22 protein-coding genes and 2 pseudogenes are annotated in these 23,762 nt (G+C 43.8%); 17 read left to right on the forward strand and 7 right to left on the reverse strand.

What is annotated here, in order from left to right; genetic code table 11:
- Positions 1-9: 9 nt before the first annotated feature.
- From AB4482_RS05215 to AB4482_RS05290, 16 genes are all read left to right on the forward strand, one after another.
- Complete coding sequence (locus tag AB4482_RS05215; protein WP_017067078.1) at positions 10-846, forward strand: OmpA family protein; 837 nt, start codon at positions 10-12, stop codon at positions 844-846.
- The gene (locus tag AB4482_RS05220; protein ID WP_372180617.1) at positions 843-2,942 is read left to right on the forward strand and encodes an SLBB domain-containing protein; all 2,100 of its coding nucleotides are present in this window, start codon (positions 843-845) and stop codon (positions 2,940-2,942) included. Before AB4482_RS05215 ends, AB4482_RS05220 begins: the two co-directional genes overlap by 4 nt.
- Positions 2,942-3,631: a tyrosine-protein kinase family protein gene (locus AB4482_RS05225; protein ID WP_050052521.1), complete on the forward strand. Its 690-nt coding sequence runs from the start codon at positions 2,942-2,944 to the stop codon at positions 3,629-3,631. The genes AB4482_RS05220 and AB4482_RS05225 overlap by 1 nt, the downstream gene beginning before the upstream one ends.
- Positions 3,632-4,185: 554 nt before the next feature.
- Positions 4,186-5,178: an ABC transporter substrate-binding protein gene (locus tag AB4482_RS05230; protein ID WP_372180619.1), complete on the forward strand. Its 993-nt coding sequence runs from the start codon at positions 4,186-4,188 to the stop codon at positions 5,176-5,178.
- A 147-nt stretch (positions 5,179-5,325) separates the two neighbouring features.
- Positions 5,326-6,225 (forward strand): proline/glycine betaine ABC transporter permease, encoded by a 900-nt coding sequence (locus AB4482_RS05235; RefSeq protein WP_017059591.1) that lies wholly within the window; start codon positions 5,326-5,328, stop codon positions 6,223-6,225.
- Positions 6,218-7,450 (forward strand): glycine betaine/L-proline ABC transporter ATP-binding protein, encoded by a 1,233-nt coding sequence (locus AB4482_RS05240; protein WP_017059590.1) that lies wholly within the window; start codon positions 6,218-6,220, stop codon positions 7,448-7,450. Before AB4482_RS05235 ends, AB4482_RS05240 begins: the two co-directional genes overlap by 8 nt.
- A 394-nt stretch (positions 7,451-7,844) precedes the next feature.
- The gene (locus AB4482_RS05245; protein WP_372180620.1) at positions 7,845-8,249 is read left to right on the forward strand and encodes an Hpt domain-containing protein; all 405 of its coding nucleotides are present in this window, start codon (positions 7,845-7,847) and stop codon (positions 8,247-8,249) included.
- Positions 8,250-8,472: 223 nt separating this feature from the next.
- A complete protein-coding gene (locus AB4482_RS05250; RefSeq protein WP_372180621.1) occupies positions 8,473-9,984 on the forward strand; it encodes a sigma-54-dependent transcriptional regulator in 1,512 nt (503 codons plus the stop codon).
- Positions 9,965-11,071 carry a glycosyltransferase family 4 protein gene (locus AB4482_RS05255; RefSeq protein ID WP_372180622.1) on the forward strand — a complete coding sequence of 369 codons (1,107 nt, stop codon included), beginning with the start codon at positions 9,965-9,967 and terminating at the stop codon, positions 11,069-11,071. The genes AB4482_RS05250 and AB4482_RS05255 overlap by 20 nt, the downstream gene beginning before the upstream one ends.
- A 252-nt stretch (positions 11,072-11,323) precedes the next feature.
- Positions 11,324-12,700, forward strand: a complete 1,377-nt coding sequence (locus AB4482_RS05260) for an O-antigen ligase family protein (protein ID WP_372180624.1) — start codon at positions 11,324-11,326, stop codon at positions 12,698-12,700.
- A 92-nt stretch (positions 12,701-12,792) separates the two neighbouring features.
- A complete protein-coding gene (locus AB4482_RS05265) occupies positions 12,793-13,578 on the forward strand; it encodes a DapH/DapD/GlmU-related protein (RefSeq protein ID WP_372180626.1) in 786 nt (261 codons plus the stop codon).
- Positions 13,571-14,689 (forward strand): glycosyltransferase, encoded by a 1,119-nt coding sequence (locus tag AB4482_RS05270; protein ID WP_372180627.1) that lies wholly within the window; start codon positions 13,571-13,573, stop codon positions 14,687-14,689. Before AB4482_RS05265 ends, AB4482_RS05270 begins: the two co-directional genes overlap by 8 nt.
- Entirely contained in the window at positions 14,686-16,110 is a 1,425-nt protein-coding gene (locus tag AB4482_RS05275; protein WP_048611085.1) for a Wzz/FepE/Etk N-terminal domain-containing protein, read from the forward strand. The genes AB4482_RS05270 and AB4482_RS05275 overlap by 4 nt, the downstream gene beginning before the upstream one ends.
- A gap of 398 nt (positions 16,111-16,508) precedes the next feature.
- A complete protein-coding gene (locus AB4482_RS05280) occupies positions 16,509-17,609 on the forward strand; it encodes a glycosyltransferase (RefSeq protein ID WP_372180629.1) in 1,101 nt (366 codons plus the stop codon).
- Positions 17,606-18,793 (forward strand): glycosyltransferase family 2 protein, encoded by a 1,188-nt coding sequence (locus AB4482_RS05285; RefSeq protein WP_017059581.1) that lies wholly within the window; start codon positions 17,606-17,608, stop codon positions 18,791-18,793. The genes AB4482_RS05280 and AB4482_RS05285 overlap by 4 nt, the downstream gene beginning before the upstream one ends.
- Positions 18,794-18,802: 9 nt before the next feature.
- Entirely contained in the window at positions 18,803-19,462 is a 660-nt protein-coding gene (locus AB4482_RS05290; protein ID WP_017063903.1) for a sugar transferase, read from the forward strand.
- A 223-nt stretch (positions 19,463-19,685) separates the two neighbouring features.
- Here AB4482_RS05290 and AB4482_RS05295 read toward each other — a convergent pair whose 3' ends face one another.
- The 7 genes and pseudogenes from AB4482_RS05295 to AB4482_RS05325 all read right to left on the reverse strand — a co-directional run bounded on the left by AB4482_RS05295 (position 19,686) and on the right by AB4482_RS05325 (position 23,026).
- Entirely contained in the window at positions 19,686-20,138 is a 453-nt protein-coding gene (locus AB4482_RS05295; RefSeq protein WP_102571443.1) for a hypothetical protein, read from the reverse strand.
- An 87-nt stretch (positions 20,139-20,225) separates the two neighbouring features.
- Positions 20,226-20,522, reverse strand: coding sequence for a hypothetical protein (locus AB4482_RS05300; RefSeq protein WP_136978477.1), 297 nt, complete (start codon positions 20,520-20,522; stop codon positions 20,226-20,228).
- A gap of 104 nt (positions 20,523-20,626) precedes the next feature.
- Positions 20,627-21,076: a DUF3291 domain-containing protein gene (locus AB4482_RS05305; protein WP_122055378.1), complete on the reverse strand. Its 450-nt coding sequence runs from the start codon at positions 21,074-21,076 to the stop codon at positions 20,627-20,629.
- 64 nt (positions 21,077-21,140) lie between these two features.
- Positions 21,141-21,422 (reverse strand): hypothetical protein, encoded by a 282-nt coding sequence (locus AB4482_RS05310; RefSeq protein ID WP_372074101.1) that lies wholly within the window; start codon positions 21,420-21,422, stop codon positions 21,141-21,143.
- A gap of 194 nt (positions 21,423-21,616) precedes the next feature.
- The gene (locus AB4482_RS05315) at positions 21,617-22,021 is read right to left on the reverse strand and encodes a DUF1801 domain-containing protein (protein WP_017059576.1); all 405 of its coding nucleotides are present in this window, start codon (positions 22,019-22,021) and stop codon (positions 21,617-21,619) included.
- Positions 22,022-22,125: 104 nt separating this feature from the next.
- Positions 22,126-22,577, reverse strand: a pseudogene (locus AB4482_RS05320) (hypothetical protein).
- 26 nt (positions 22,578-22,603) lie between these two features.
- Complete coding sequence (locus AB4482_RS05325) at positions 22,604-23,026, reverse strand: hypothetical protein (RefSeq protein WP_372180630.1); 423 nt, start codon at positions 23,024-23,026, stop codon at positions 22,604-22,606.
- A 608-nt stretch (positions 23,027-23,634) separates the two neighbouring features.
- Between AB4482_RS05325 and AB4482_RS05330 the strand changes: the two are divergent.
- Positions 23,635-23,762, forward strand: a pseudogene (locus AB4482_RS05330) (integrase); the annotation flags it as partial.

Consider the following 23,762-nt stretch of genomic DNA (forward strand, 5'->3'; position numbering starts at 1 on the left):
GACGTTGGCATGAAAATACTGAAAAACTACATAGCCCTTTCTCTGTCCGCTCTCGTTCTGGGTGGCTGTACTAGCTATCCTGAACAAGGCACAGGGGGTTTGGCTGAAAGTTACGATTCTATTAACTATCAAAACTCAGACTTCTCTCCTGTCATGCCAGACGAGCCTCTTGGTCCAGAACATGGATTACGCTTTGATTGGCAGCTTGCTAAATTGCACCTTGATGCCTTGATCCAAGAAGGCGCTCGTTGGTGCTTCCCCGCTGCTGTTGTTCAAGCAATCGAAAAGCAAAATCGTATTGCTCGTGAACTTCAAGGCGGTCTACTACTGGATGCAGCCAACGATTTAGTGATCCAAAGAAAACGCCTAAATGAACTTGAGGTCCAACTGGATTACGTAACTTCACAAGCCCGCTGTGAGCCACCAAAAAATGAAAATCAATTTAGAATGCAACTGTCGGTTATTGAACAGTTGTATGACCTGCTTAATGTTGACAACCAATTTGCGGAAAACTCGACTGAAGTAAATCCTAAATATATGGGAAGACTGGCCGAGGCGACCACTTTACTTAAAGAACACAAATCCCTAGACCTTGTTGTTACCGGCCATGCTGATGCAACGGGTGCCGAAGAATACAACGACAAGTTAGCACTTGGACGAGCGAAACAAGTCGAACGCTACCTGACTATTTTTGGACTAGGCGCTCAACGAATCAAAGCCGTCTCTGTTGGCGAAACCGTCCCTCTTTTTGAAGGTGAATCCGACGGCACGCGTTTAACGAACCGCCGAGTAAGTATTGAAATTGTCTCGCCTAAGAATGCCGAGAAAATGGGAGGTGGATTATGAAATCCTTGATCGCTTTTATCATCACCCTATCGTTATGCTTTGCGAATGTCGTCAATGCTAACGATGAGTTTTCAGACGCGGTTCAAGTCGGTGATCTAATCCAAGTTAACGTACCCGGTGAAAGTACCTTAAACACGGGGTTCCAAGTGGATAAGCGTGGCCGTATTACTCTTCCAGAAGTAGGCGCTGTGTTTGTTGCGGGTTACGACAGCGAACAGCTTAACAAAGTCGTTCTAGAGTCGCTGGCAACTGCTTACAAAGATCTTTCGAACGCTTCAGTGTATATAAAAGAGCAGCAAATCATCATCTACGTGCAAGGTTATGTAGAACAGCCTGGCGAATACACGCTCTCATTAGGTTCTAGCATCCAAATGGCACTTTACGCTGCGGGTGGTTTACGCCCGGGCGCGCAACTGGATAAGCTGATTCTTAAGCGAGGCGCAGATAAGAAAGAGTTTAACTACAAACGATTCCTTGATTCAGGAGACGAGTCAGCATTACCTACTCTTCAATCACTGGATTCACTATTCGTTCCAGCTTCTCCATTAGTCGGTAACATCGAGCAAGAGTTTGACGCAGCAAAGCTTGCTAACTCAGGTGACAGTGCTGATTCTCGTAACTCCATCAAAGTGTTTGGTGAGGTGAACGCGCCGGGTTCGTTCACTTACAAAGAGAACACCGACCTTGTCGACGTACTTATGCGTTCGGGCGGCGTAACTCGTTATGCCAGTGTTGAGCAAATCCGAGTGATTTCGAACAACACCCCAACGCTATTCAACCTAAAACGTTACTTAGATTCTGGTGACGAAAGTCTGCTTCCAATTTTACGCCCGGGTGCGACCATTTTCGTTCCCAAGCAAGAAGAAGAGATCAAATCCGGCGCCAACATGGTTTACGTAATGGGCGAAGTCGCAGCCCCTGGTGCTTTTGAAGGCAAAAGAGACGCGACCTTTATGGATATCTTGGCGAATGCGGGCGGCCCAACTCGATTTGCAGAGTCACGACAAATCCGTGTTATCAAAGCAGATGGCAGAGTGCTTAAATTCGATTTAGCGGCTTACACTGAAGGCTTACCTAACTCTAACCCTCCTAGCATCAAAGCTGGTGATGCGATTTTCGTTCCCGAGAAAACCGACATGAACGAGAAGTCTTGGTTGAAAATCACGCCAGACAGAGCAGTTAACGTGATTGGTGAGGTGAATCGACCTGGTCGTATTGAATGGTCAGATGAAATGAATTTCATGGGATTATTGGCACACGTCGGTGGCCCTACGCTACGCGCTGACACATCGAAAATCGAAGTTGTTACTGGTAGAAAGCTAGTTGTGTTTAACCTTGATGATTTTATTCGAAATGGTGCGCCACGTGACCAAATGCCACAAATTCGAGCGGGCTCTATCGTGCGTGTTCACGACTTGCCACAAGATCCTTCAGACAATAAATCACAATGGGTTCGTCAAAGCTCTGATGCTTCGATCTACATCTTTGGACAAGTGAATGCACCCGGTCGTTACCGCTTCACCAAAGACATGCACTTCCTTGATATCTTGTCTGCGGCTGACGGTCCAACAAAGGATGCCGACATCCACAACGTTCGAGTAACGCATCGTGACAAAACCTATTCACAAGTAAGCAAACTTAACTTATCACTGTACTTCGAAACCGGTGACGAATCGTTACTGCCAAACGTAACCACTGGCGACACGATTTACATCCCAGAGAAAGGCAAAAACTGGTTAGATACACCGAAAGAAGAAACCGTTCGTGTGCTTGGTGCGATTAACAATCCGGGGCGTTATGTGTTCAACGACAACATGACCATTCTAGATATTCTGGCAGAAGCAGCAGGACCTACCGACAATGCTTATGTAGAAAAAATTACCATCGTCAATATGTCTTGCTGCCAAGGTCAGGCTCGTACTTTTGACCTTGTTGAATTCAGCAAAACGGCGAACATTTACAACTTGCCGGTGCTACGCGCTGGTGACACGATTTACATCCCAGACCGTCGCGAAAGCTTTATTGAAAAAGCACGCGTCGGACTTGATGACATACTGCGTATCACCACCACCATCGTATTAATAGGAGCTTTATAATGACTATTTCAGCGACCCATGCCGAAGTCGAGCAACTGTATTTAGCTTCTGAACTTAACGGCCAAAAATCAATATGCGTCACCGCTTGCCATTCAGGTGACGGTGTAACATCTATTGCAACTGCATTAGCCGAGCGTTTTCTTCTTGCGGGTCATTCAACGCTTTATGTTGATCTCAACTTATTCAACCCTGCTTTCAAAGATTTGAATATGCTAGAAGATAATCAGCAAGGTCAATTGATTGAACATGTTGAATCTCAGCGTACGTTTATCGGTGTCCCTGCTCCACAAGTTGCTTCAACGCAATTGGCTTATAAAGATCCGACAACGTTACAAAAAGTGGTCAACAAATGGTTAGAAAAATACGACAGAGTCATCATTGATACCTCACCGCTTCTCAACATAAACAAAGGCAACATTCCGGCGCAGTCTGTGGCGAGTGCTTGTGACAGCACACTAATGGTTGTCGCCTATGGTGAAACGTCGAGTCACCACCTAGAACAAGCGAAAAAGCTGCTTGATGCACAAAGTATCAACCTAATGGGCTGCGTGATGAACATGAAACAAAAGCCTAGCTTTGCACAAGAGTTGGTCAGACAAATCAATCGAATGAAATTCATCCCCGCTAAGCTTCGCGATAGCTTGGCAAACAAGCTGTATCAAAATGAGTTTTTGAACCTTCCGATGTAACTTTCTTTTGCTACTTTCTGGCTGTCATTAAACCATGACAGCTACCTATCCTATTAGACTTCAAGCTCCAAAAGCTCTGAATAACTCAAAACCAAATTGGGTATTTTTGGCGAAGTTATTATTAAAAATAAGATTTTAAAAACCATTCAACGCATTTCACACACATCAATCATGGTCTTACCCCCTTTAAATCCCTTCAAAAATCAACAGCCCCACGCCTAACTTTAGCGGTAATGTGACACAGACGGTTAAAGTGCCATGTAAATCGAATCAAAGATGGAATTCGTACGATTATTCCCTAAGATTATAAATAGAGGTGGTTTTTGACGAATTTGTAATAGTTTGACAAAGTTATCCGATGGCTGTTGAAACACAGTGGATGAATTGGCAAATCACACTTCACTGACTTTGCACGTTTATCTATTCAAACTTCACCCATCCCTCCTTCTGCTCAAATGGTTCAAATACACGGAAAGGATCACCATCGAGCAATTTAGATAATCAATTTACCTTGGTTACCTTAGTTGTATTATTAAAGAGAAAGGAAACTCAATATGAAATACAAGTTAAGCTCCGTATTTTTGTTAGTAGCAGCAGCCAGCGGTAATGCTAACGCTGGAGAATGTGGCAGCGTAACAATCGCAGATATGAACTGGAACTCTGCAACACTGATCGCCAATATCGACCAATTCATCCTTGAACATGGTTATGGGTGTGATGCTGAACTTATCCCTGGCGACACTATGCCAACAGGCACGTCTATGATCGAAAAAGGCCAGCCTGATGTTGCACCTGAACTTTGGAGCAACAGCTTAAAAGACGCATTAGATAAAGGTGTTGAAGAAAAACGTCTTCGCTACGCAGGTAAAGCACTTGTGAACGGCGGCGAAGAAGGCTTTTGGGTTCCAGCGTACCTAGTAAAACAGTACCCTGAAATGGCAACCATCGAAGGCGTACGCAAAAACGCAAGCTTATTTAAACACCCTGAAGACCCAGATACATCTGCATTCTACAGCTGCCCTGCAGGCTGGAACTGTCAGATCAGTGCCGGAAACCTGTTTAATGCTCTTGAGCTAGAAAACAGCGGTTTCACGATTGTTGATCCAGGCTCGAGTGCCGGCTTATCTGGCTCTATCGCAAAAGCTTATGAACGTGAAGAAGCTTGGTTTGGTTACTACTGGGCACCGACCGCTGTTCTAGGTAAATACGACATGGTTAAAGTCGACTTTGGCAGTGGCGTTAATGAGGAAGAGTTCCTTAACTGTACCACCAAAGAAGATTGTGAATCGCCAAGAGCAACCATGTACCCGCCTTCACCTGTCCACACGATTACCACTGAAAGTTTTGCGTCACGTGCTCCTGAAGCGTACGACTACTTTACTAAACGTGGTTTCACAAACGACAAAATGAACTCGCTACTTGCTTGGATGGAAGACAACCAAGCTGATGGCGAAGAAGCGAGTCTGCATTTCTTAAGTGAATTCCCAGAAGTATGGCACCCATGGGTTTCTGAAGAAGTGGCTAAGAAAGTTGAAGCAGAGCTGTAAGAGCTTGATTTAATAACAAGTAATTACGCTTCAACAATAAAACAGAAATAACGTCGCTATACTTGATGTTATTCATGATTCGGAGCCCTTTTCATTAGCGATTTTCTTATCGCATGGACAAGTGGCTCCGAACTATAAGGATATAAAATGGCTGACAGCAATTGGTTATCAAGCTTTCCAGAGATGGAACGCGGTGATTTACGAACCATAAAAAAGACGCTAGATGGCGCATACCGTGAATTTTCCCGTGAATACGGCGAAATGATTGAATCTCTCTTTGACCCTCTTCTTTCATTCCTCGTTTGGTTTGAAAAACTCCTTATCTCAACACCTTGGATTATAGTCCTGGCTGTGTGTACCAGCCTTGTCTACGCAGCAAGCCGTTCTTGGAAACTGGCTCTAGGCTGTGTTGCTTCTCTACTTCTCATTGGTTACTTTGGAATGTGGGAAGACACCATGCGGACGCTCAGTATCATCACTGTATGTACCTTGGTTTCAATATTCTTGGGCATTCCGATTGGTATTGCGATGGCTCGTTCAAATCGAGCTCAGTCAATTGTTACGCCGATGCTCGATATCATGCAAACCATGCCTGCGTTCGTTTATTTGATTCCAGTGGTAATGCTACTGGGCATCGGTAAGATTCCAGGGCTAATCGCCGTGGTTATCTACGCGATCCCACCTGTAATTCGTCTAACTAACCTAGGCATACGCTTAGTTGATAAAGAAGTCCTTGAAGCCGCTACCGCTTTCGGTGCGAGCAAAAAGCAACGCTTATGGGGTGTTCAACTTCCTCTAGCAATGCCAACGATCATGGCGGGTATTAACCAAACCATCATGATGGCACTGTCTATGGTTGTTATCGCATCCATGATTGGTGTGAAAGGCCTAGGACAACCGGTTCTCAAATCGATTACTAACCAGTACTTCACATTAGGCTTGATGAATGGTTTCGCCATCGTTGCCCTCGCAATCCTTTTTGACCGCGCTTCTCAGGCGTACGCAAGAAGAACTAATGCGCATTTAGGAGGATTCAAGCATGACTAAACCATTGATTGAAATTAGTGGTCTGTACAAGGTGTTTGGACCGAAACCAATGTCTGTTATGAACCGAGTTCAAAACGGCGAACACAAAGATCAGATTCTTGCGGATACGGGTCATACCGTTGGTTTAAAAGAGATCAACCTTGAGATTAACCGTGGTGAAATCTTCGTTATCATGGGGCTTTCTGGCTCGGGTAAATCGACGCTGATTCGCCACTTCAACCGTTTGATTGACCCGACTCAAGGTAAAATCATGGTTGAAGGCATTGATGTGATGAGCCTCAACACTAAACAGCTAGAAGAGTTCCGTCGTCATAAAATGTCGATGGTATTCCAACGCTTTGGCTTAATGCCTCATCGCACTGTGGTTGAAAACGTTGCGTACGGGTTGGAAGTACAAGGCATCAAAAAAGAAGACCGTTTAGCAAAAGCCAACGAATGGTTAGAAACCGTGGGCTTGAAAGGTTACGGCAAGCAATACCCTGCGCAACTTTCAGGTGGTCAGCAACAACGTGTTGGCCTTTCTCGCGCTCTGTGTACTAACGCTGAAATCTTGTTAATGGATGAAGCCTTTTCGGCACTCGACCCTTTGATTCGAAGTGAAATGCAAGATCAGCTTATTGAACTTCAAGAGAAGCTTCATAAGACGATTGTTTTCATCACACATGATCTGGACGAAGCACTCCGCCTAGGCGATAGAATCGCAATTTTGAAAGACGGCGAGTTAGTACAACAAGGCACACCACATGAGATTCTGCTAAATCCAGCCGATGATTACGTGGAAGCGTTCGTGAAAGACGTAAACCGTGCTCGTGCACTGACCGTTGAAACCGTTATGCAGCCTCCTCTGTATCGAATCACATCAGAAACAATTGAAGGTGCTTTGGCACAAATGAAGATGCTTAAAAACGATTACGCTTATCACGTAACAGATGACGGCTATCAAGGCCTAGTCACACAAGAAAGTCTACAAGACGCCGTTGAAGATTCATCGGTACATGATTTTAGTGATGAGATATACGAAGAAGTCCCTGCCATCTTACCAGATGCGGTGATTGAAGAAGTGCTACCGGACACTATGTCTTGTGACTACTCTCTTCCAGTTGTTGATGAAGACGGTAATCTAAAAGGTGAACTCGAGAGAAGCGCTGTTGCTGATATCTTCTCAGAAAGTAGCGAGGAAGAAGTAGAAGCCGACCCAAAGCCAAAAATTGATAAAGCTTCGTAGTCCTACTTTTCGTGATTTAAAGCACGGCTGTTTAAATTATCATTGTTTGGGTTATCGTTATTTGAGTTATTGCTATTTAGATTAGCCTAAACTACATAAACCGCTCTAAGACCACTGTTGTTATTTCACTGCAGTGGTCTTTTTTATTTGTATCGGGCTCGTTTTCTTCTGAGATCTACCCGCACCTTAGGCTTTATAGGCACCTAAGTTTATATTTCATAAGAGAAAACAAAATAAAATCAGTCCGTTAGGTTTGTCACAAACCCAATAGCAAGATGAGTGAGATGCCAATTAAATGCTCTATTTGTACGGCAACCAGTTGAAATTATTCTAGAAAATGACTAAAACTTAATAGTATTAACAGATATTAAGCTCAATAAAAGGACTTAGTTTGATGAATTCTACTTTAGCGTCAGACGCAGCTACAAATCTAAACTCACAACAAGTGAGCAAGCTTGTCGATGAAAGCGTTCTGGAGCAAATGATTCGCGATACAAGTGCGGACATTATCCCTATCTTGATCGACCATTATGTCGAAGAATCACAAACACGCTTGGTCGCTATAAAAGAGGCAGTCACGCAGAAAGACGCTCAAACACTTGAGTTCGAGGTACATACTCTCGGCAGTACAGCGCTTTCGTTAGGTAATCGCCCTTTGGGTGAGCTCGCTCGCGCTTTAGAAAAACAATGCTTAGAACAGAGTCATGATGCTGCATTTCGACAAGTCGATGAATTACTAGAGCTCGCAGAGCGTTCAATAAAAGCCTTGCTTGAAAGGAAAGAGGCAGGCTTCAGCTAGCGTTGCATGCCCATTATCGGTATCAGATTAAAAACTCAAAACAGTCGTTATTAATATAGTCGCCATAAGATGTGCTCCATCATGAACAGCAATACGAGAAGTTATACAGGCCGCTTCTTAAAAGATTGCATGCGGTAGATAACAAATACACAAGACTCGTATTGATGGTTGCATATCACTATGTTATTGATTGGTTAGGATAAAGTTTCAAAAGGAATACACAATGCGCCCTAAGGTATTGTTAGTTGAAGACTCCACCTCACTCGCCGTACTCTACAAGCAGTACGTAAAAGACGAGCCCTATGATATTTTCCACGTCGAAACCGGCGCGGAAGCTAAGACCTTCATAGAAAGGCACTCTCCACAGCTTGTTATTCTCGACCTTAAGCTGCCTGACATGCCAGGCGAAGAAGTCTTAGATTGGATTAGTGCGAACGAAATACCGACCGCAGTCATCATCGCGACAGCGCATGGTTCAGTAAACATTGCGGTAGACCTTATCCAACGCGGTGCAGAAGACTTCTTAGAGAAACCCATTCAAGCCGATCGACTCAAGACTTCTGTTCGCTTACATCTAAAAAGAGCGAAACTCGAAAACCTTGTCGATAACATGCAAAGCAAGTTCGATCGTGATCGCTTTCATAATTTCATTGGCTCTTGCCTACCTATGCAGGCGGTTTACAAGATCATTGATTCCGTAGCACCAACCACTGCCAGCGTGTTTATTAACGGCGAAAGTGGTACCGGTAAAGAAGTGTGTGCGGAAGCTATTCACCAAGAGAGCCAACGTAATGACAAACCCTTCGTGGCTATTAACTGTGGCGCTATCCCGCGAGACCTAATGGAGAGTGAAATCTTCGGTCACGTTAAAGGTGCGTTTACCGGTGCGACAACCGACCGTAAAGGTGCAGCAATGCAAGCGCATGGCGGTACCCTATTTCTCGATGAGCTTTGTGAAATGGAACTGGAGATGCAGAAGAAGCTCCTCAGATTTTTGCAAACTGGTACGTTTACTCCACTCGGTGGTAATCGCGAGATCAAAGTGGATGTCAGAATTATCTGTGCGACCAATCGCGACCCACTGGTCGAGGTAGAAGAAGGACGCTTTAGAGAAGACCTTTACTATCGTGTTCACGTTGTGCCTATCGAGATGCCACCGCTTCGTGAACGAGGAAGTGACATTGTCACCCTATCTAATCACTTCTTGAAGCTGTACGCGAAGCAAGACAAGAAGAAGTTCAAATCAATAGACAAAGAAACGCAGAATCTACTTAAACGTTATGCGTGGCCAGGCAACGTGCGTCAGTTGCAAAATATCATCCGTAACATCGTGGTGTTGAACAATGAAACGAGCGTGACTAAAGACATGTTACCGCATCCGATTAATAAAGTAGATGCAGCTCCATCATCTAAATCAGTGACACCAATTCGAGTAACTGCATCTCAACCTGCAGTTGTTGAAGCACCAGAAGCTAAGTTGCCACCGATTACTCCGGAAGAGTTGGAACAATCGTCAGTGGCTCAAACTCACAACGAGCCGATGACGCCTGCATTTACCACAAGCGAAGGTGCTATTCGTCCAATGTGGCAAATAGAACGTGAAGCCATTCAACATGCCATCAATCATTGCGATGGGAATGTGTTAAACGCTGCTGTGCTGTTAGAACTTAGCCCTTCTACTGTTTATCGTAAGAAACAGGCTTGGGAATCGGAAGATGAGTACAATCAAGCCTAACCAAGGTGCACTCGACATAAACCTTCATGAGATTTGGCTGTTGATCGACAGCAAAACTTTTGGAGGCATAGAAACGCATGTTTTAGAATTAGCACAAGGCCTGATATCGGAAAGCGCTCGGTATTCAGAGGCTGTTCGTATCGTTCTTTTGACTAAGTTTAATCCTGAAGCGATCATCGTTGAAAAGTTGAATGCGCTAAGCATCCCTTTTAGTTACCTCTCCGATTTAGCCTCATGTTCTGCAGATTCAAATGGCAATAGCGCGACACAGCTGAAACGTGCAGTTCAACATTATCAACCAAGGCTTATCCATGCTCATGGTTACAAAGCCAGTTTGGTCAGCAAGTTAATCAAGCTTCCGCCTCGTTTCAACAACACAAAGCAAATCACCACTTATCACGCAGGTGAAACCCCAACAGGCAAAGTATGGCTTTATGATTGGCTCGACCGTTACAGCAGTTTTCTTTCTGATCAGTCGCTCGTGGTCAGTGAAAAGATTAAAGCGAAAGTGCCGAGTCAAACCCATCAATTGAATAACTTTGTTAAAGTCCCAACTGGGTTAACAAACTCCCGTTCATCAAGCCCATTCCATGTTGGTTTTGTGGGGCGATTGAGCCATGAAAAAGCGCCTGATCGATTTGTTACATTAGCCAAACAGTTTCCTGATGTTCGGTTTGAGCTTTTTGGTGACGGGCCAGAAATGGACATCTTAGTTAAATCGCCGCCTGATAATGTGACCTTTCATGGGCATCAGACCAATATGGACGACGTCTGGAGCCAAATCGATCTGTTAATCATCCCTTCTCGCTTTGAAGGCTTACCTATGGCGGCATTAGAAGCCATGATTCGTGGCATTCCCGTTCTCGCCACCTCAGTTGGTAACTTGCCTCAACTCATCGAGCATCAAGTTAACGGCTACCTTGCAAATTCAGAAGCTGAGCTAGAACAGTTTTTATCTTTGTGGATGTCATTGACGAGCGAGCAACGTGACTCTCTCAAGAGTCACGCGATAGAAACCGTGAAAAACCAATACTCTCCACAAGCCGTTGTCCCGCAGTTGTTGGAAATCTATCAACTCGAGCGTTAATACTCGTCTTAGTAGACAACTGGTTATTTGGGCTTAATGATTTAAGTACTTTAGTCAGTTTTATACTGATTCTCAAAATGACAAAACTCACCTCAAGGCTACGCCCTCACTTAATAATCCAACATTAAATCAGTAAGTTAAACAAAATGCATAACTGGCACTCACTTTGCAATCTTTAACATCAGGCGTAACTACGTCTTAAAAAGATTACGAGCCGAGTCATAAAGAGTTTATTTGCCAATAGAGGTCACAATGGTCAACCCTGAAGCCAATAGATTGCCAGTCATCATCACGATCAGCACCTTGTGTGCTGGGCTTGGTGTTGTTTGGTACTTTGTGCCTCACCCTGCTGTCATTGTGGCGCTCGCTCTTGTGCCATTAGCCGGGTTATTCGTGTTAAACAAGACATTCTGGTTAGTTCTATTGTTCGTTGTCTTTTCATTTTTCCGAATTCACGAAGCCGTACCTCAGCTCTATTCGTTAAAAATACCGCTGATGCTTTCACTAGGAGCACTGTCAGCTTTGCTCTGGCATGCATTAATTAGTAAAGAGCTTAAAATCTTCTGGCACCCTTGTTTAAATTGGCTCGCCATATTTTGGATATTGGTTTTCATTGGTATTATCTTCGCGTCCAACAGGCCAATAGCACTAGCAGAATTCAAGGGCGTTTATTGGAAAATTATCGTGATGACGCTTGCGATTACTTGGCTAGTAAACACCACGGAAAATCTCGCAAAAACCGCGATGACGATTATCTACGCTGGCGCTTTAGTCAGCTCTATTGCCGTGTACAACTCAGTAAATGGTATTGGGCTTGTCGAGGGATCACGCGTGACTATTGGCCGCGATTTTGGCTCTATGTTAGGTGACCCGAACGACCTAGCACTGGTACTGATGTTCCCACTCGCCTTTACAATAAGCCAAACCACCACGACTGGCATCTCACGATCCAAACGTTTAGTCAGTGCCTTAGTTTGTCTGTTACTGCTCGCCGCCATTATTGCCACTCAAAGCCGTGGCGGATTACTGGGTTGTATTGCGGTGATTGGTATTTTTGCGTGGAAGCTAGTGCGCTCTAAAGTCCTCTTAATCTCCGTAGGAACTGTCGCGGCCGTCGTGCTCTACTTGGTTGCTGGGATCTCAGACAGGTCTTCTGGTGGTGCAGCTGAACAAGGCATCGATGAATCTGCAATGGGGCGAATCTATGCTTGGGAAGCGGCAGTAAAAATGGCAGTTGAGAACCCACTGACCGGCGTAGGGTTGAACAACTTCTTCTCGAACTACTTCTTTTATAGTTCGCACTGGGACGGACTGAATCACGCCGTTCACAGTACTTGGTTTGGTGTGTTAGCAGAAACAGGCTTTATTGGTCTGATCATTTTTGTCTGCCTTATCGTTTCTTTGATCAAAACCTCTCGTTCTACGCTCGCGAGATTAAAAAACTCGACCACAGAAATCGCACCCGAACTCAACGCGGTCGCCTATGCGATCTATGCCGGTCTGATTGGAACAATCGTGTCGGGGACATTTTTGACTCAAGGCTTCAACTGGCCGATTTATATCCTCGCAGCACTCACAGTTTGCGTCTCAAACGTATCTCAAACTGCCTGTCAAAATGAGAAAACCTAAAAGTCACATTTTAACCTATTGAAAGTATTATATTTATTAAATGGCACAATATATGAAAGTACTTCTATATAACAAAAAAGAGGATTTTCATTATGACGTCAGTATCTATACATCAATTCAAACATTGGCTTAAGTTTCATCCTAATTCTCGAATTAGAAATGTGTTTTTCATTTTGAAAGACATCAGAAGCGCAGAGCTACCTACCCCTAAACTATTTAATCGCTGTCTATATCAAGCGCACAAGCTAGTGGTGAATCTGGTTTCTGGCTTTACGCGATTCTTCTACTGGACTCCGGCTTTCAAAGGTCGTGTCGCTCAATGTGGCAAACGCCTGTATTTGTATGGGGGTCTGCCTTTCGTCAGCGGTCCGGTGCAAATTACGATTGGCGACAACTGCCGTATCTCTGGCCACACGACATTCTCTGGTTGTACTCAACAACTTGAAGGCTTGGAACACCCACTATTGTCGATTGGCAACAACGTCGACATCGGTTGGCAGTCGACTATCGCTGTTGGAGGTAAAGTGGTTATCTCTGACAACGTACGAATCGCAGGCGGCGCGTTTCTATTTGGATACTCTGGACACCCGCTTGATGCAAAGCGCCGAGCGTTAGGTGAAGGCGATGACCCTCAGCAAATCGGCGACATCATTCTTGAGCCCGATGTATGGCTGGGCACGAATGTTACCGTTAAAGGTGGCGTAACCATCGGCGAAGGTGCCGTTATAGCCGCAGGCAGCGTAGTAACAAAGAATATCCCGGCCTTCGCAATCGCAGGCGGTAACCCAGCTCGAGTTGTCGGTCACATTAAACCCATTGAAGTGACAGAATCCGATATGTTCGATTCGTTAGAGACTCATGGAGGTGACCATGCGTGATTTAATCGTATTTGGTGAAGACTTTGGTGGCCTACCTTCATCGACTCAACATTTAGTTCGTCACCTTGCTAAGCAACACAAAGTCTTATGGGTCAACTCTATTGGCCTAAGACAACCGAAGCTGTCCGCCAAAGATGTAAGCCGAGCGTTCAACAAGTTGTTTGGTAAAACCAAGGCCGTTACTCAAAACATGCTCGACTCTGAGGGACACGACAACATTACTATCGTTAACTTAAAGACAATCCCTGCGCCTGCTTCTAAATTTTCTAGAAAGTTGGCTCAGCAAATGATGTTGCACCAACTAAAACCAGTTATTGCGGAGCTTAATCTTAACGCGCCTATCCTATGGACTTCTCTTCCGACCGCTGTTGATTTGTGCGGACACTTAGGCGAGTCATCTGTGGTTTATTACTGCGGTGATGATTTTAGCGCGCTGGCTGGTGTTGATCATGACACCGTTGCACAGCACGAATCAGAGCTAATCGAAAAATCTACGCTTATATTCGCGGCTAGCAAAAAATTGATGGATAAATTTCCAAAGCATAAAGCGCACTTGCTACCACATGGTGTCGACGTAGACCTATTTTCAACACCCGCACCAAGAGCGAAAGATTTACCAAGCAACCACCGCCCTATTGCTGGTTTTTATGGCAGCCTTTCTAAATGGCTTGATTATGAAATGATTGGTCAAGTTGCGAATGCGATGCCGGAATGGGACTTTGTTTTCATTGGCCCAAACGAGCTTGATACGCTCATGCTGCCTAAGTTGAGTAACGTTCATTACCTTGGCCCTCGTCCACACCACACGCTACCAAGCTATTCTCAACACTGGGATGTGAGCTTGTTGCCGTTTGTTGATAACGAGCAGATCCGAGCTTGTAGCCCACTCAAACTAATGGAATACCTTGCGGCTGGCACACCAATTATCACAACACCGTTCCCTGCTTTGGTTCCATATCAAGAGCACGTGACCACGGTTGGTAGTGCCAACCAAATGATTTGGGCGCTTGACCACGCGCGCCACCTGAGCAATTCACCTATCTCTGTCGTCGAACAAGAGAGCTGGCAAAACCGTGGTAACTTCGTACATTGGATGTTGGAGCTATTATGAATAATCTGAAATTGCGGTTATTAGTCATCATCAATGCGATGTGGCGCCAACGCTACGTTATCGTACTACCAATGCTTATTTTGCCCTTTGTAGGCTTTGGTGTGAGCAAGTTGGCTCCAACTAAATATGACGCGCATACCAGTATGTTGATTCAAGAAACGGCCAAGATGAATCCATTCTTGGAAGACATCGCCGTTTCGACGATGCTCAAAGACCGACTTAATGCATTGAGAACACTGCTTCACAGTCGACATGTGCTTTACTCGGTCGCTGATGAACTGCAACTAACCACGCCAGATATGCCTGAAATTAAGAAACAAGAGATCATTACAGACCTGTCTCAGCGTTTATCGGTGACTCAGCTTGGAAAAGATTTTCTAAAGATAAGTCTAACGTCGAACACACCAAATGGAATGGAAGCGACGCTGCGCTCGGTAAGTGAACATTTCATTGAACAGTTGCTCGCGCCGGAACGTTCATCGATTGAAGACTCAAGTAACTTCTTAAAAATTCATATCGACAAACGGAGTGTGGAACTTGAAGAAGCGGAAGAAGCTTTAGCCTTGTACATGAACGAAAACGTCCAGTCGACACCTGAGGTACAAAGTCAAAGTTTGAATCGCTTAGCGTCACTCAAACAAACACTGGCAGAAAAAGAGGCTGAGTTATCGGGTGTCGAAAAAAGTTTAGGGTCAATCGACCAACAACTTTCACGAACCAACCCTGTGATAGGTAAATTAGAAGACCAGATCATCGACATTCGAAGCGATCTAACCTTGTTACAAGCAAAATACACAGATAAACACAGTGCTGTGCAAGCTAAAGTGCGTGAGCTAGACAGACTAGAGAATGAACGTAAGAGTTTACTCGAGGTAACCCAGCCAACGATGAACAGCGACCAGCTTTGGGACATCGCAAGTAGCACGACACTGAACAAACTTTCTGATACCCAACCTCTTCTGGTCACTCAATTACACAGCCTACAGCTGGTTCGTGCTCGCTTTGAGTCTTTAACCGAAGAGACCAAAAGCCTTCGTACTATGATTTTCGAATTAGAACACAAGGCCAATAACTTCGGCGAAAATGCAAAAGAGATGTACCGCCTTAAACGTCAAGTTGAAATCAAACGTCAACTATATGATGAACTGACAGAGCGTTATGAAATGGCTCAGCTAACGGGTTCGCTTGGTGTATTCGAGCAAAACAAACGTGTGAAGATTATTGATTTGCCTTTCACACCGAGTATCAAATCTAACATGCCGACTTTTGTCTTTATTCTGGCTGGATTTGTTGCAGGTATCGGATTGGGTATTGGTTTAGCGGTATTGTTTGAACTGTTTGATTCTTCAATCAAACGCAAAGACGAAATCGAAGATATCTTGGGTGTCCCTGTGATAACGGTGATCCCGAAAATGAGCTAGTCAGCCTCAAAGCCATTTTTGACTTGCTAGCTTCACAGCTTTCTAATTTCCTAGCTTCGAGCTTCCTAGCTTTTTAGTTTCCTAGCTTCGTGCATCCTAGAGAAAAACGCCAACACTCGCTTGGCGTTTTGTTTGTTTAAAGCCCCAAGTTCTAATGCTACTTTCGATTTACCCAAGCCCTATGATTCAAACTGCCATTCAATCGTATTTTGTTTTGATTCCCATTTTGAGAAATGAAAACCTCCCTGGAATTGAATAATCTAAATACCTGAAAAATAAAAACTATTTAATTGGCACAACTCCTGCAATCTCCTTGTGTAGTTAAACGTTTTAAAGAATTTACTTCAAGAGAAACGTCAGAAAGGCGAAACAAGAATTATAAAGGCAGGGGCCAAATTATGAATACGTATTTAACGAAGCATGGCAAAAAGATCATACACGTTGTTCAGCACCTTGCACCGGGTGGATTAGAAACCCTAACTCTGGATTTGCTGCGCCTTGCTAAACCAACAGACCAAGTGTTGATTGTCAGTTTAGAAGGTACAAAACAAGAATCTATAAACAACTGGCCGAAGCTAGAGCCATACAAAGAGCAAATCGTGTTTTTGGATAAAGCACCAGGCGTACAATTCAATATCATTATTAAGCTAATTAAAGCCTTCAATGCGATTCGCCCTGATGTGGTTCATACCCATCATATTGGCCCACTGTTATACGCTGGTTATGCCGCTCGCGTAACAGGGGTTCCAACTCGAATCCATACCGAACATGACGCTTGGCATCTGAACAACAACAAACGTCGTCGATTGCAAGCGCTTGCTTTAAAGGCTGCTCAGCCAACATTAGTTGCCGACGCGACACGCGTTTATAACCAACTACGCACAGCTTTTTCTTATGAGAACATCATTACCATCAAAAACGGCGTTGATTGTGAGAAGTTTAAGCCAATGTCGAAAGAACACGCGAGAGCAAGTCTAAACCTGCCGACAGACAAACACATCATCGGTTGTGCAGGTCGACTAGAGCATGTGAAAGGCCAAGACCAACTTATTAAAGCACTGACTCTTTTACCTGAAAACATGGTTGTCGTATTGGCTGGCGTGGGTACTAAACGCAATCAACTAGAGCAACTTACTAGACGCTTGAATCTGAGTGACCGAGTGATCTTTCTTGGCCTAGTTGAAGACATGACCACGTTTTACGGAGCGTTGGATACCTTCTGTCTACCTTCACGCCACGAAGGGCTGCCGCTTTCTACACTTGAAGCTCAAGCATGCAATATTCCAACCGTCGCAATGGACGTTGGTGCCGTCGATGAAACCTTGTGCCCTATCAGCGGAACACTCGTTAAAAAAGGCAGTATCACGGGATTAGCCAATGCCTTGTTAGAGAATCAAAATGAACGCTTTTTATCACCTCGACACTATGTTCTTAAGAACTTCGACATCATCAAAATGGTTTCGTCTTACAACGACATCTCAGAAGGAGCTTACGCATGATTGATTGGTTGCTTGCGGGACTTTGTTTGTTTTCAGGTGCGTTGATTGTCTATCATCACGCAGCCTACCCTTTGTTACTGCGTTGGTATGCGAAAAGCCACCCCGCACGCAAAGTTGAAGAGAGTCATCGTTGCTACAAAGAGGAACAGCAAGATTGTACGTTGCCGACCATCACCGTTCTTGTTCCTGCATTTAACGAAGAACAGTGGATCGCAGACAAGATTCGTAACCTTGCTTCACTCGATTACCCAAAAAAGAAGTTGGAAGTCATTATCGCTTGCGATGGTTGCACTGATAACACAGTCGCCATTGCACAAATGACCATACAAGAAGCGATGTGCAGTGATGTCTATTTTGAGATACATGACCATCAAGTAAACCGAGGTAAAGTCGCGGTTGTTAATGAAGAAGTGACACGTATAACCAGTGATATCACGGCGATGAGTGATGTTTCTGCCCTTATTTCATTGGATGCTTTGCTTATAGCTGCCGCTCATTTTGAAAGTGACAAGGTTGGAGTGGTAAACGCAACGTATCAACTTTGTCCAACAGGCAATGAAGGCGAAAACACGTATTGGCAGTACCAAACCGCGGTTAAAGAGTCTGAGGCTTCGTTAGGTTCTAGCTTGGGTTCTCATGGCGCTTTCTACTTGTTTAGAACACACCTGTTTGAACTGCTTCCACTCAACACTATTAATGATGATTTCATCTTACCGATGCAAATCGTTAAACAAGGTTACATCGCCGAATACGAAACCCAAATGGTTGCATTAGAGCTAGAAGAATCGAACCTAGAAACAGACTTCAAAAGAAGACTTCGTATTTCAGCGGGCAACATGCAACAAGCGATTCGATTATTTGCCTTGTTCAGCCCGAAGTTTAAAGGCATCGCGTTTGCGTTCTTTTCAGGAAAAGGGCTTCGCCTACTCACTCCATATTTAATGATTGTGTGCTTAGTGTGCTCAATCTTACTTAGCAACTACTTGGTATTTGAAGCGCTGTTATGGGCTCAAGTTGCCGTTTATACCATTGGCGTCCTTGGCTGCATCTTGCCAAAGCGTCTAGTAAACAAACCTATTTCATTAATCTCTTATTTGATAGTTGGACACTACGCCAACTTCATTGGTGGCATTCGTTACCTAATCGGACTAGAAAACTCACCTTGGACACGAGCAAATCATTAAGGACTTATTATGATGAACATCGAACAGCTATCTACCCAAAACCTATACCAATACAAAATCTCACGTGCTAAACGTACTTTCGATTTTGTAAGCTCACTGATTGCTTTGATTTTGCTAGCGCCCGTATTTCCGTTGATTGCGATGGCGATTGCACTCACTTCTCGTGGCCCTATTTTCTACCGTCAATTGCGCGTTGGTAAATCGACACCGGAGAAAATGGAAATCTTTGAGATCATGAAATTCCGTAGCATGTACGAGGATGCAGAAACTCGCTCTGGTGCAGTTTGGGCTACCGCGAATGACCCACGAATCACGCCTGTTGGCCGCTTTTTGAGAAAGACACGTCTTGATGAACTGCCACAACTGATCAATGTACTGAAAGGTGAAATGTCTCTAATTGGCCCGCGCCCTGAACGCCCTACTTTTTACACCAAACTAGAGAACGAAATTCCTTACTTTGCCGACCGCACATACGGTGTAATGCCTGGTATTACAGGGCTTGCACAAGTAAATCAAGGTTACGACACCTGTATTGATGATGTACGTCGTAAAGTAGGTTTTGACCACAGTTATGCACTAAGCCTATGTTCGGTTAAGTCTTGGATTGCCGCTGATCTCAGCATCATCTCTAAAACAATCATCGTAATGGTAGATGGTCGAGGTCGCTAAACCAGTATGGTCTAATGTGGATACAAAGCCTGTTTTCTATAAAGCCTTAGGGGGCGATTGGAAAGTCGCTAATGAAACGCAGAGTGTTGAATTAGCTCACGCTAAGTAGGCTCGCTATTCTTCGTTATCTGCTCAATGATGTAATAAGCGTAAAAAAATACCGCCGTTGATTACGGCGGTATTTTTGTTACTGAAAGTCGCTGTAGCAATTGTGCACTTATGTTTAACGGATACGTACCTTTCCAATTGGGTTTAAACGACTAAATCGGTATTTGGGGTAATAGATCCAAAACAGTTCTTCGTTCTTAGAGTCTTGAGCTATCAATAACTCAACCTCGCCAGAGTTAATAACAATACGTACTTTACTTTTTGACAAAGGTTTCGTTCTATTCATCGTTACGTAGTTACTACTTCTCAAAGAATCTAACAATTTAGATTCTTCAAACTCCTCATGAGCCTCCACAACGAAACTCGACACGCTCAGCTCTTCAGCTAGGATATTTCGGATTTGATACTTCTGAGAGAGAAACAGAACGATACTGATTGCTGCGACTCCACTTAATAGAATCAACGCTTTTATATTTTTACGCCAGACCCCAAAAAAAAGTGCTGAAAGTAAGCTTACAATAAAAACTAAGGAGGTAACCGTAAACCAAATATCTAAATAATCGCCCATAATTACCCTATTCACCTCAACCTAGTTTAAGTACCCCTGATCATGTCTTCCATGACGAAAGTGAACTATTTTCGCGACAATCTGTGACTAGGAATTAGACGCATCGTTGCTGTCTGTATCTACGGTTTTGATCAGAGGACCTGCGCACTCGACAAAATCACCGATATCAAAAGTATCTGGCGCATCCGCTCCGCCCGTCACACCAAAACTGCCTTTCACCGCTGGATCCTTATCAGTCTTATCTACGTCTAAAATGATCTCTACTTTATACGTGTGACCATCAGGAAGGAGTTTTGCACACTCTTCCAGTGTTGAAGCGGTAGCACTCATGCTGAAACCGAATAAACACACCGCAAGTACACTACTTTTCATTTTCAACATAATTAAACCTCTCGAAGACTATAGAAACATCATACCAATAATCGACTCATCTTCACGGGAATTGCCATAAAACGTCTAAAAAACATAACGTTGGTTATCTATGAACGCTATTTTGGCGCTTCTGACTCTGTAAAGTTGGTTTTAAAAGTGAAGGCATACGGCGTATCACCGGTTTCTCTGAGGTGTTCAAGTCGCTCTATCGCCTCTTCGAGTGTGGGAATATGCTCTTCTTCAATCCACCAAAGAACATAAGTATCTTCAGGTAAACGATGAAACCAATCCCCCTTTCGGCGCATAAAATCACGGTGGTGTGTGCGGAACATGAAGTTCTTTAACGAATCCACAGAGTCCCACACCGACATGTTCACAATCATATTAGGATCATCGAAAGCTTGGATATTGGTGGCGTCACCAGATTCATCTTTCAGACGCCAAACAAACCCTTCACTGCTTTCTGCGATTCCATTAACCAACTCTAAGTTATCGACAAACTCTTTTATTTCCGGCGCATCTAACGGGTATTTTGCCAGAGCGATATTTAACTGAGCTAATTTCATAATGTTTCTTCCTTGATAAATTATGAGTAGAAAATTTCAAACGCACCGACTGATACTAAGACAACTAAAGAACCGTCACGCCTTCAACTTCAATCACTGAGTTAACATTTGCTCGCTCGATTATCTTGAGTAACGTCGTTTGAACTAATTCATTATCTCGGATTTCGGTTTCACAAGAAAAACGCTCTTCTTGAACACCATCGCCCTCACCCAGCATAAATTGAACCGCGACTTCCGTTGCGAGATCTTTGGTCGTCCCGTAATACGCTAACGTGATTTTTGGGTATCCGTGGTCGCCTTTTTTAACCTGCTTTGCGATACGTTTTTTGGCTTTATCTAAATTCATACAACTTCCTTTTAAGTTTGAAATACAAGGTGACTAGAACACCTTTTTAAACGGTAAGCAATACAATCAGCGTTGGTTATAGAGATTCCCTAGCCTCTTGATACTAATCAAGATGGTACAGTCTTAGCACTTTAAAGAGTGATAGCTAGAACACAGAAAACCTGTTTAAGAAATATAATGACAACATATAAGAACTACGCGCCAAGAAGTGGGAGATGTTTTCGTTGCTGATAAGTTAAGGCTAACTCCAAGCACTGCTTGATTGGTGCCTTGGGAAGTGGTTCAGTCAGTTTCAAGACGATTGCACGATTACCTTGAAATACCAATGTGCCATCGTGCAATTCTCTGAATGTGTCGATTAGCTTCGTTTGGCAGTTAAAGAACAAGTAATAGTTGTTTGGCGATTTTAATTTCCAATCGATTCGAATTGGACTGCCCGTCTTAACGCTGTAACTCGGCTCGCCCCATTTCAGAGACTCTTCGACTTCACCTAAATCCAAATCAGAGCAAAGCTCAAAGATTAATGAACGCAACTCTTCAAGCCGAGCTCGAACATCATCGGGATACTCGTCGAAATGTGTTTTGATTGCTCTGTCCATTCAACCTCCGATTCATTTGTTGTGATATTAAAGTCCAGCTCACTTAAAGCATAGAACCTTAAACATTAGCCCAACTTTAAACGAAAAGTGCCAAGCCTAATAAATCATTTTTCGTTTATCTGTTCGTTAGCGGTTTCAAGGCCAGCTTTAAACCGTCCGTATCCTTACAACCAATGTAAACATGCTTTCCATTACTTAAGCTTAACTTAAGCGCTGAACCTATCGATGCATTATACAACCAACCATCGCTCAGCATTCGGATACCAATACCTTGATACCACTTGCTTTGATAAAACGATGTCTCTGTAATGTCTGACACTTCTACATTCTTACGCCAAAAACCAAAGCCGAAATACCAGCTTAGTACATTGTCTTTAACCTCAATTGTCATGGAGAAAAAGAGCAAAGCAATTAAGCCGTTGATGGCGTGAGCGATTAATGTCCCGGGGTTATTATCAGAGGTAACGACAATGAAAGCGCTTATCGCAACAAGGATGAGCAGCAATCCCTTGTTGGATTCCTTACTATAAAACACAGTGGCAACTCCTACAGACAACGAACAATCCACTAACTAGCCAACAGTTATCTTACTGCAGCCTTTCTAAATAATCGTAGCAAGTAATGCAGGCATACTCCCAAAACCAAACCAAGTAGCATCGCCTTGATACTACCAACCCAAAGTATCAAACCAGAATAACCTTGTCCCGGACCTAAGCCTTGTTTATTAATCACATCGACAAACATAAAACCGTTCCACAGCACATGCAGTGAGGCTGTAAATCCATGCACACAAATTGCGACGGTTCCAAGTAACTTGTACCTGTTAATGACTGGTGCGCCACAAAAGATGACAACAAGCGCAAAGGTAAAAATCAGAGGGCCAGACAATACTAAAGTGAGTGTGGTTACTTCAACGTGGCTCTCTATGCCATAACTGTATGTACAAAATACCATTGTCATTGAAAACAAAAGCGAAATGAGTGCGAACCATAGCGTTCTATTCATTGGGGTTCCCTGCCTTAATATTGGGTTTAGGACAAATTCGATAATCGACAGAAAGAACTAATTACCAAAAATACGGCATGAGAAATGCCCTTGTTACACGACTATTCGATGGACGACTCAGACTTTCATAGACCCAATGTAACGGAAGACTTAGAACACAAGCTAGGCAATATAGCTTCGGCTATATTGAACCACGAGCATAGACTGAAGACAGGTGCTACGACGGAACAAGTAAGGTAGGCTCTACTCATCAAACGATGAGCAATCCACGTATATCAGCATGAGAACCGACGACATTACTTGCTTCATCTATGTAATAACACTATCCCTTAAATAACAAGAAAGGCTCTATAAATGCGGGAGCAGAAACTTCTACGCTCTTATTGACAGAGGGGGTCATATCGCCCAATTAAGGGGTGAAGCACACTACCACAACACTTAAATTGGACGCCGTAATCACTAAACTAAACTCAAACTGAAAATGCCAAGCGTGCTGAATCACTCTTAAATTACTTGTTGAACGAAGCCGCTACGCGGCAGAGTAAAACGAGTGCAAACCATACTCTTGTAACACCATCACCCTGATGGTCGTTCACAGGAGTAACCCCATGAAACCCGATGACTTAAAACGCTACAACACCCTTTATGAACAACACCTTACCAACCTAAAGCTGCAAGGTAAACGACCCGCGACCATTGATGCCTATTCCCGTGCGGTTCGTCGGATCACCGCTCA

The organism is Vibrio sp. 10N.222.55.C7 (assembly GCF_041473335.1).
In the GTDB taxonomy this organism is placed as follows: Bacteria; Pseudomonadota; Gammaproteobacteria; order Enterobacterales; family Vibrionaceae; genus Vibrio; species Vibrio crassostreae_C.

Excerpts from the sequence above, each read along its gene's own strand:
- AB4482_RS05240 (WP_017059590.1), top strand. The coding sequence starts at position 6,218 with ATGACTAAACCATTGATTGAAATTAGTGGTCTGTACAAGGTGTTTGGA.
- AB4482_RS05285 (WP_017059581.1), top strand. The coding sequence starts at position 17,606 with ATGATTGATTGGTTGCTTGCGGGACTTTGTTTGTTTTCAGGTGCGTTG.
- AB4482_RS05290 (WP_017063903.1), top strand. The coding sequence starts at position 18,803 with ATGATGAACATCGAACAGCTATCTACCCAAAACCTATACCAATACAAA.
- AB4482_RS05270 (WP_372180627.1), top strand. The coding sequence starts at position 13,571 with ATGCGTGATTTAATCGTATTTGGTGAAGACTTTGGTGGCCTACCTTCA.
- AB4482_RS05230 (WP_372180619.1), top strand. The coding sequence starts at position 4,186 with ATGAAATACAAGTTAAGCTCCGTATTTTTGTTAGTAGCAGCAGCCAGC.
- AB4482_RS05235 (WP_017059591.1), top strand. The coding sequence starts at position 5,326 with ATGGCTGACAGCAATTGGTTATCAAGCTTTCCAGAGATGGAACGCGGT.
- AB4482_RS05255 (WP_372180622.1), top strand. The coding sequence starts at position 9,965 with ATGAGTACAATCAAGCCTAACCAAGGTGCACTCGACATAAACCTTCAT.
- AB4482_RS05250 (WP_372180621.1), top strand. The coding sequence starts at position 8,473 with ATGCGCCCTAAGGTATTGTTAGTTGAAGACTCCACCTCACTCGCCGTA.
- AB4482_RS05215 (WP_017067078.1), top strand. The coding sequence starts at position 10 with ATGAAAATACTGAAAAACTACATAGCCCTTTCTCTGTCCGCTCTCGTT.
- AB4482_RS05225 (WP_050052521.1), top strand. The coding sequence starts at position 2,942 with ATGACTATTTCAGCGACCCATGCCGAAGTCGAGCAACTGTATTTAGCT.
- AB4482_RS05305 (WP_122055378.1), bottom strand. The coding sequence starts at position 21,076 with ATGAAATTAGCTCAGTTAAATATCGCTCTGGCAAAATACCCGTTAGAT.
- AB4482_RS05220 (WP_372180617.1), top strand. The coding sequence starts at position 843 with ATGAAATCCTTGATCGCTTTTATCATCACCCTATCGTTATGCTTTGCG.
- AB4482_RS05280 (WP_372180629.1), top strand. The coding sequence starts at position 16,509 with ATGAATACGTATTTAACGAAGCATGGCAAAAAGATCATACACGTTGTT.
- AB4482_RS05325 (WP_372180630.1), bottom strand. The coding sequence starts at position 23,026 with ATGAATAGAACGCTATGGTTCGCACTCATTTCGCTTTTGTTTTCAATG.
- AB4482_RS05245 (WP_372180620.1), top strand. The coding sequence starts at position 7,845 with ATGAATTCTACTTTAGCGTCAGACGCAGCTACAAATCTAAACTCACAA.
- AB4482_RS05315 (WP_017059576.1), bottom strand. The coding sequence starts at position 22,021 with ATGGACAGAGCAATCAAAACACATTTCGACGAGTATCCCGATGATGTT.
- AB4482_RS05275 (WP_048611085.1), top strand. The coding sequence starts at position 14,686 with ATGAATAATCTGAAATTGCGGTTATTAGTCATCATCAATGCGATGTGG.
- AB4482_RS05265 (WP_372180626.1), top strand. The coding sequence starts at position 12,793 with ATGACGTCAGTATCTATACATCAATTCAAACATTGGCTTAAGTTTCAT.
- AB4482_RS05295 (WP_102571443.1), bottom strand. The coding sequence starts at position 20,138 with ATGGGCGATTATTTAGATATTTGGTTTACGGTTACCTCCTTAGTTTTT.
- AB4482_RS05310 (WP_372074101.1), bottom strand. The coding sequence starts at position 21,422 with ATGAATTTAGATAAAGCCAAAAAACGTATCGCAAAGCAGGTTAAAAAA.
- AB4482_RS05260 (WP_372180624.1), top strand. The coding sequence starts at position 11,324 with ATGGTCAACCCTGAAGCCAATAGATTGCCAGTCATCATCACGATCAGC.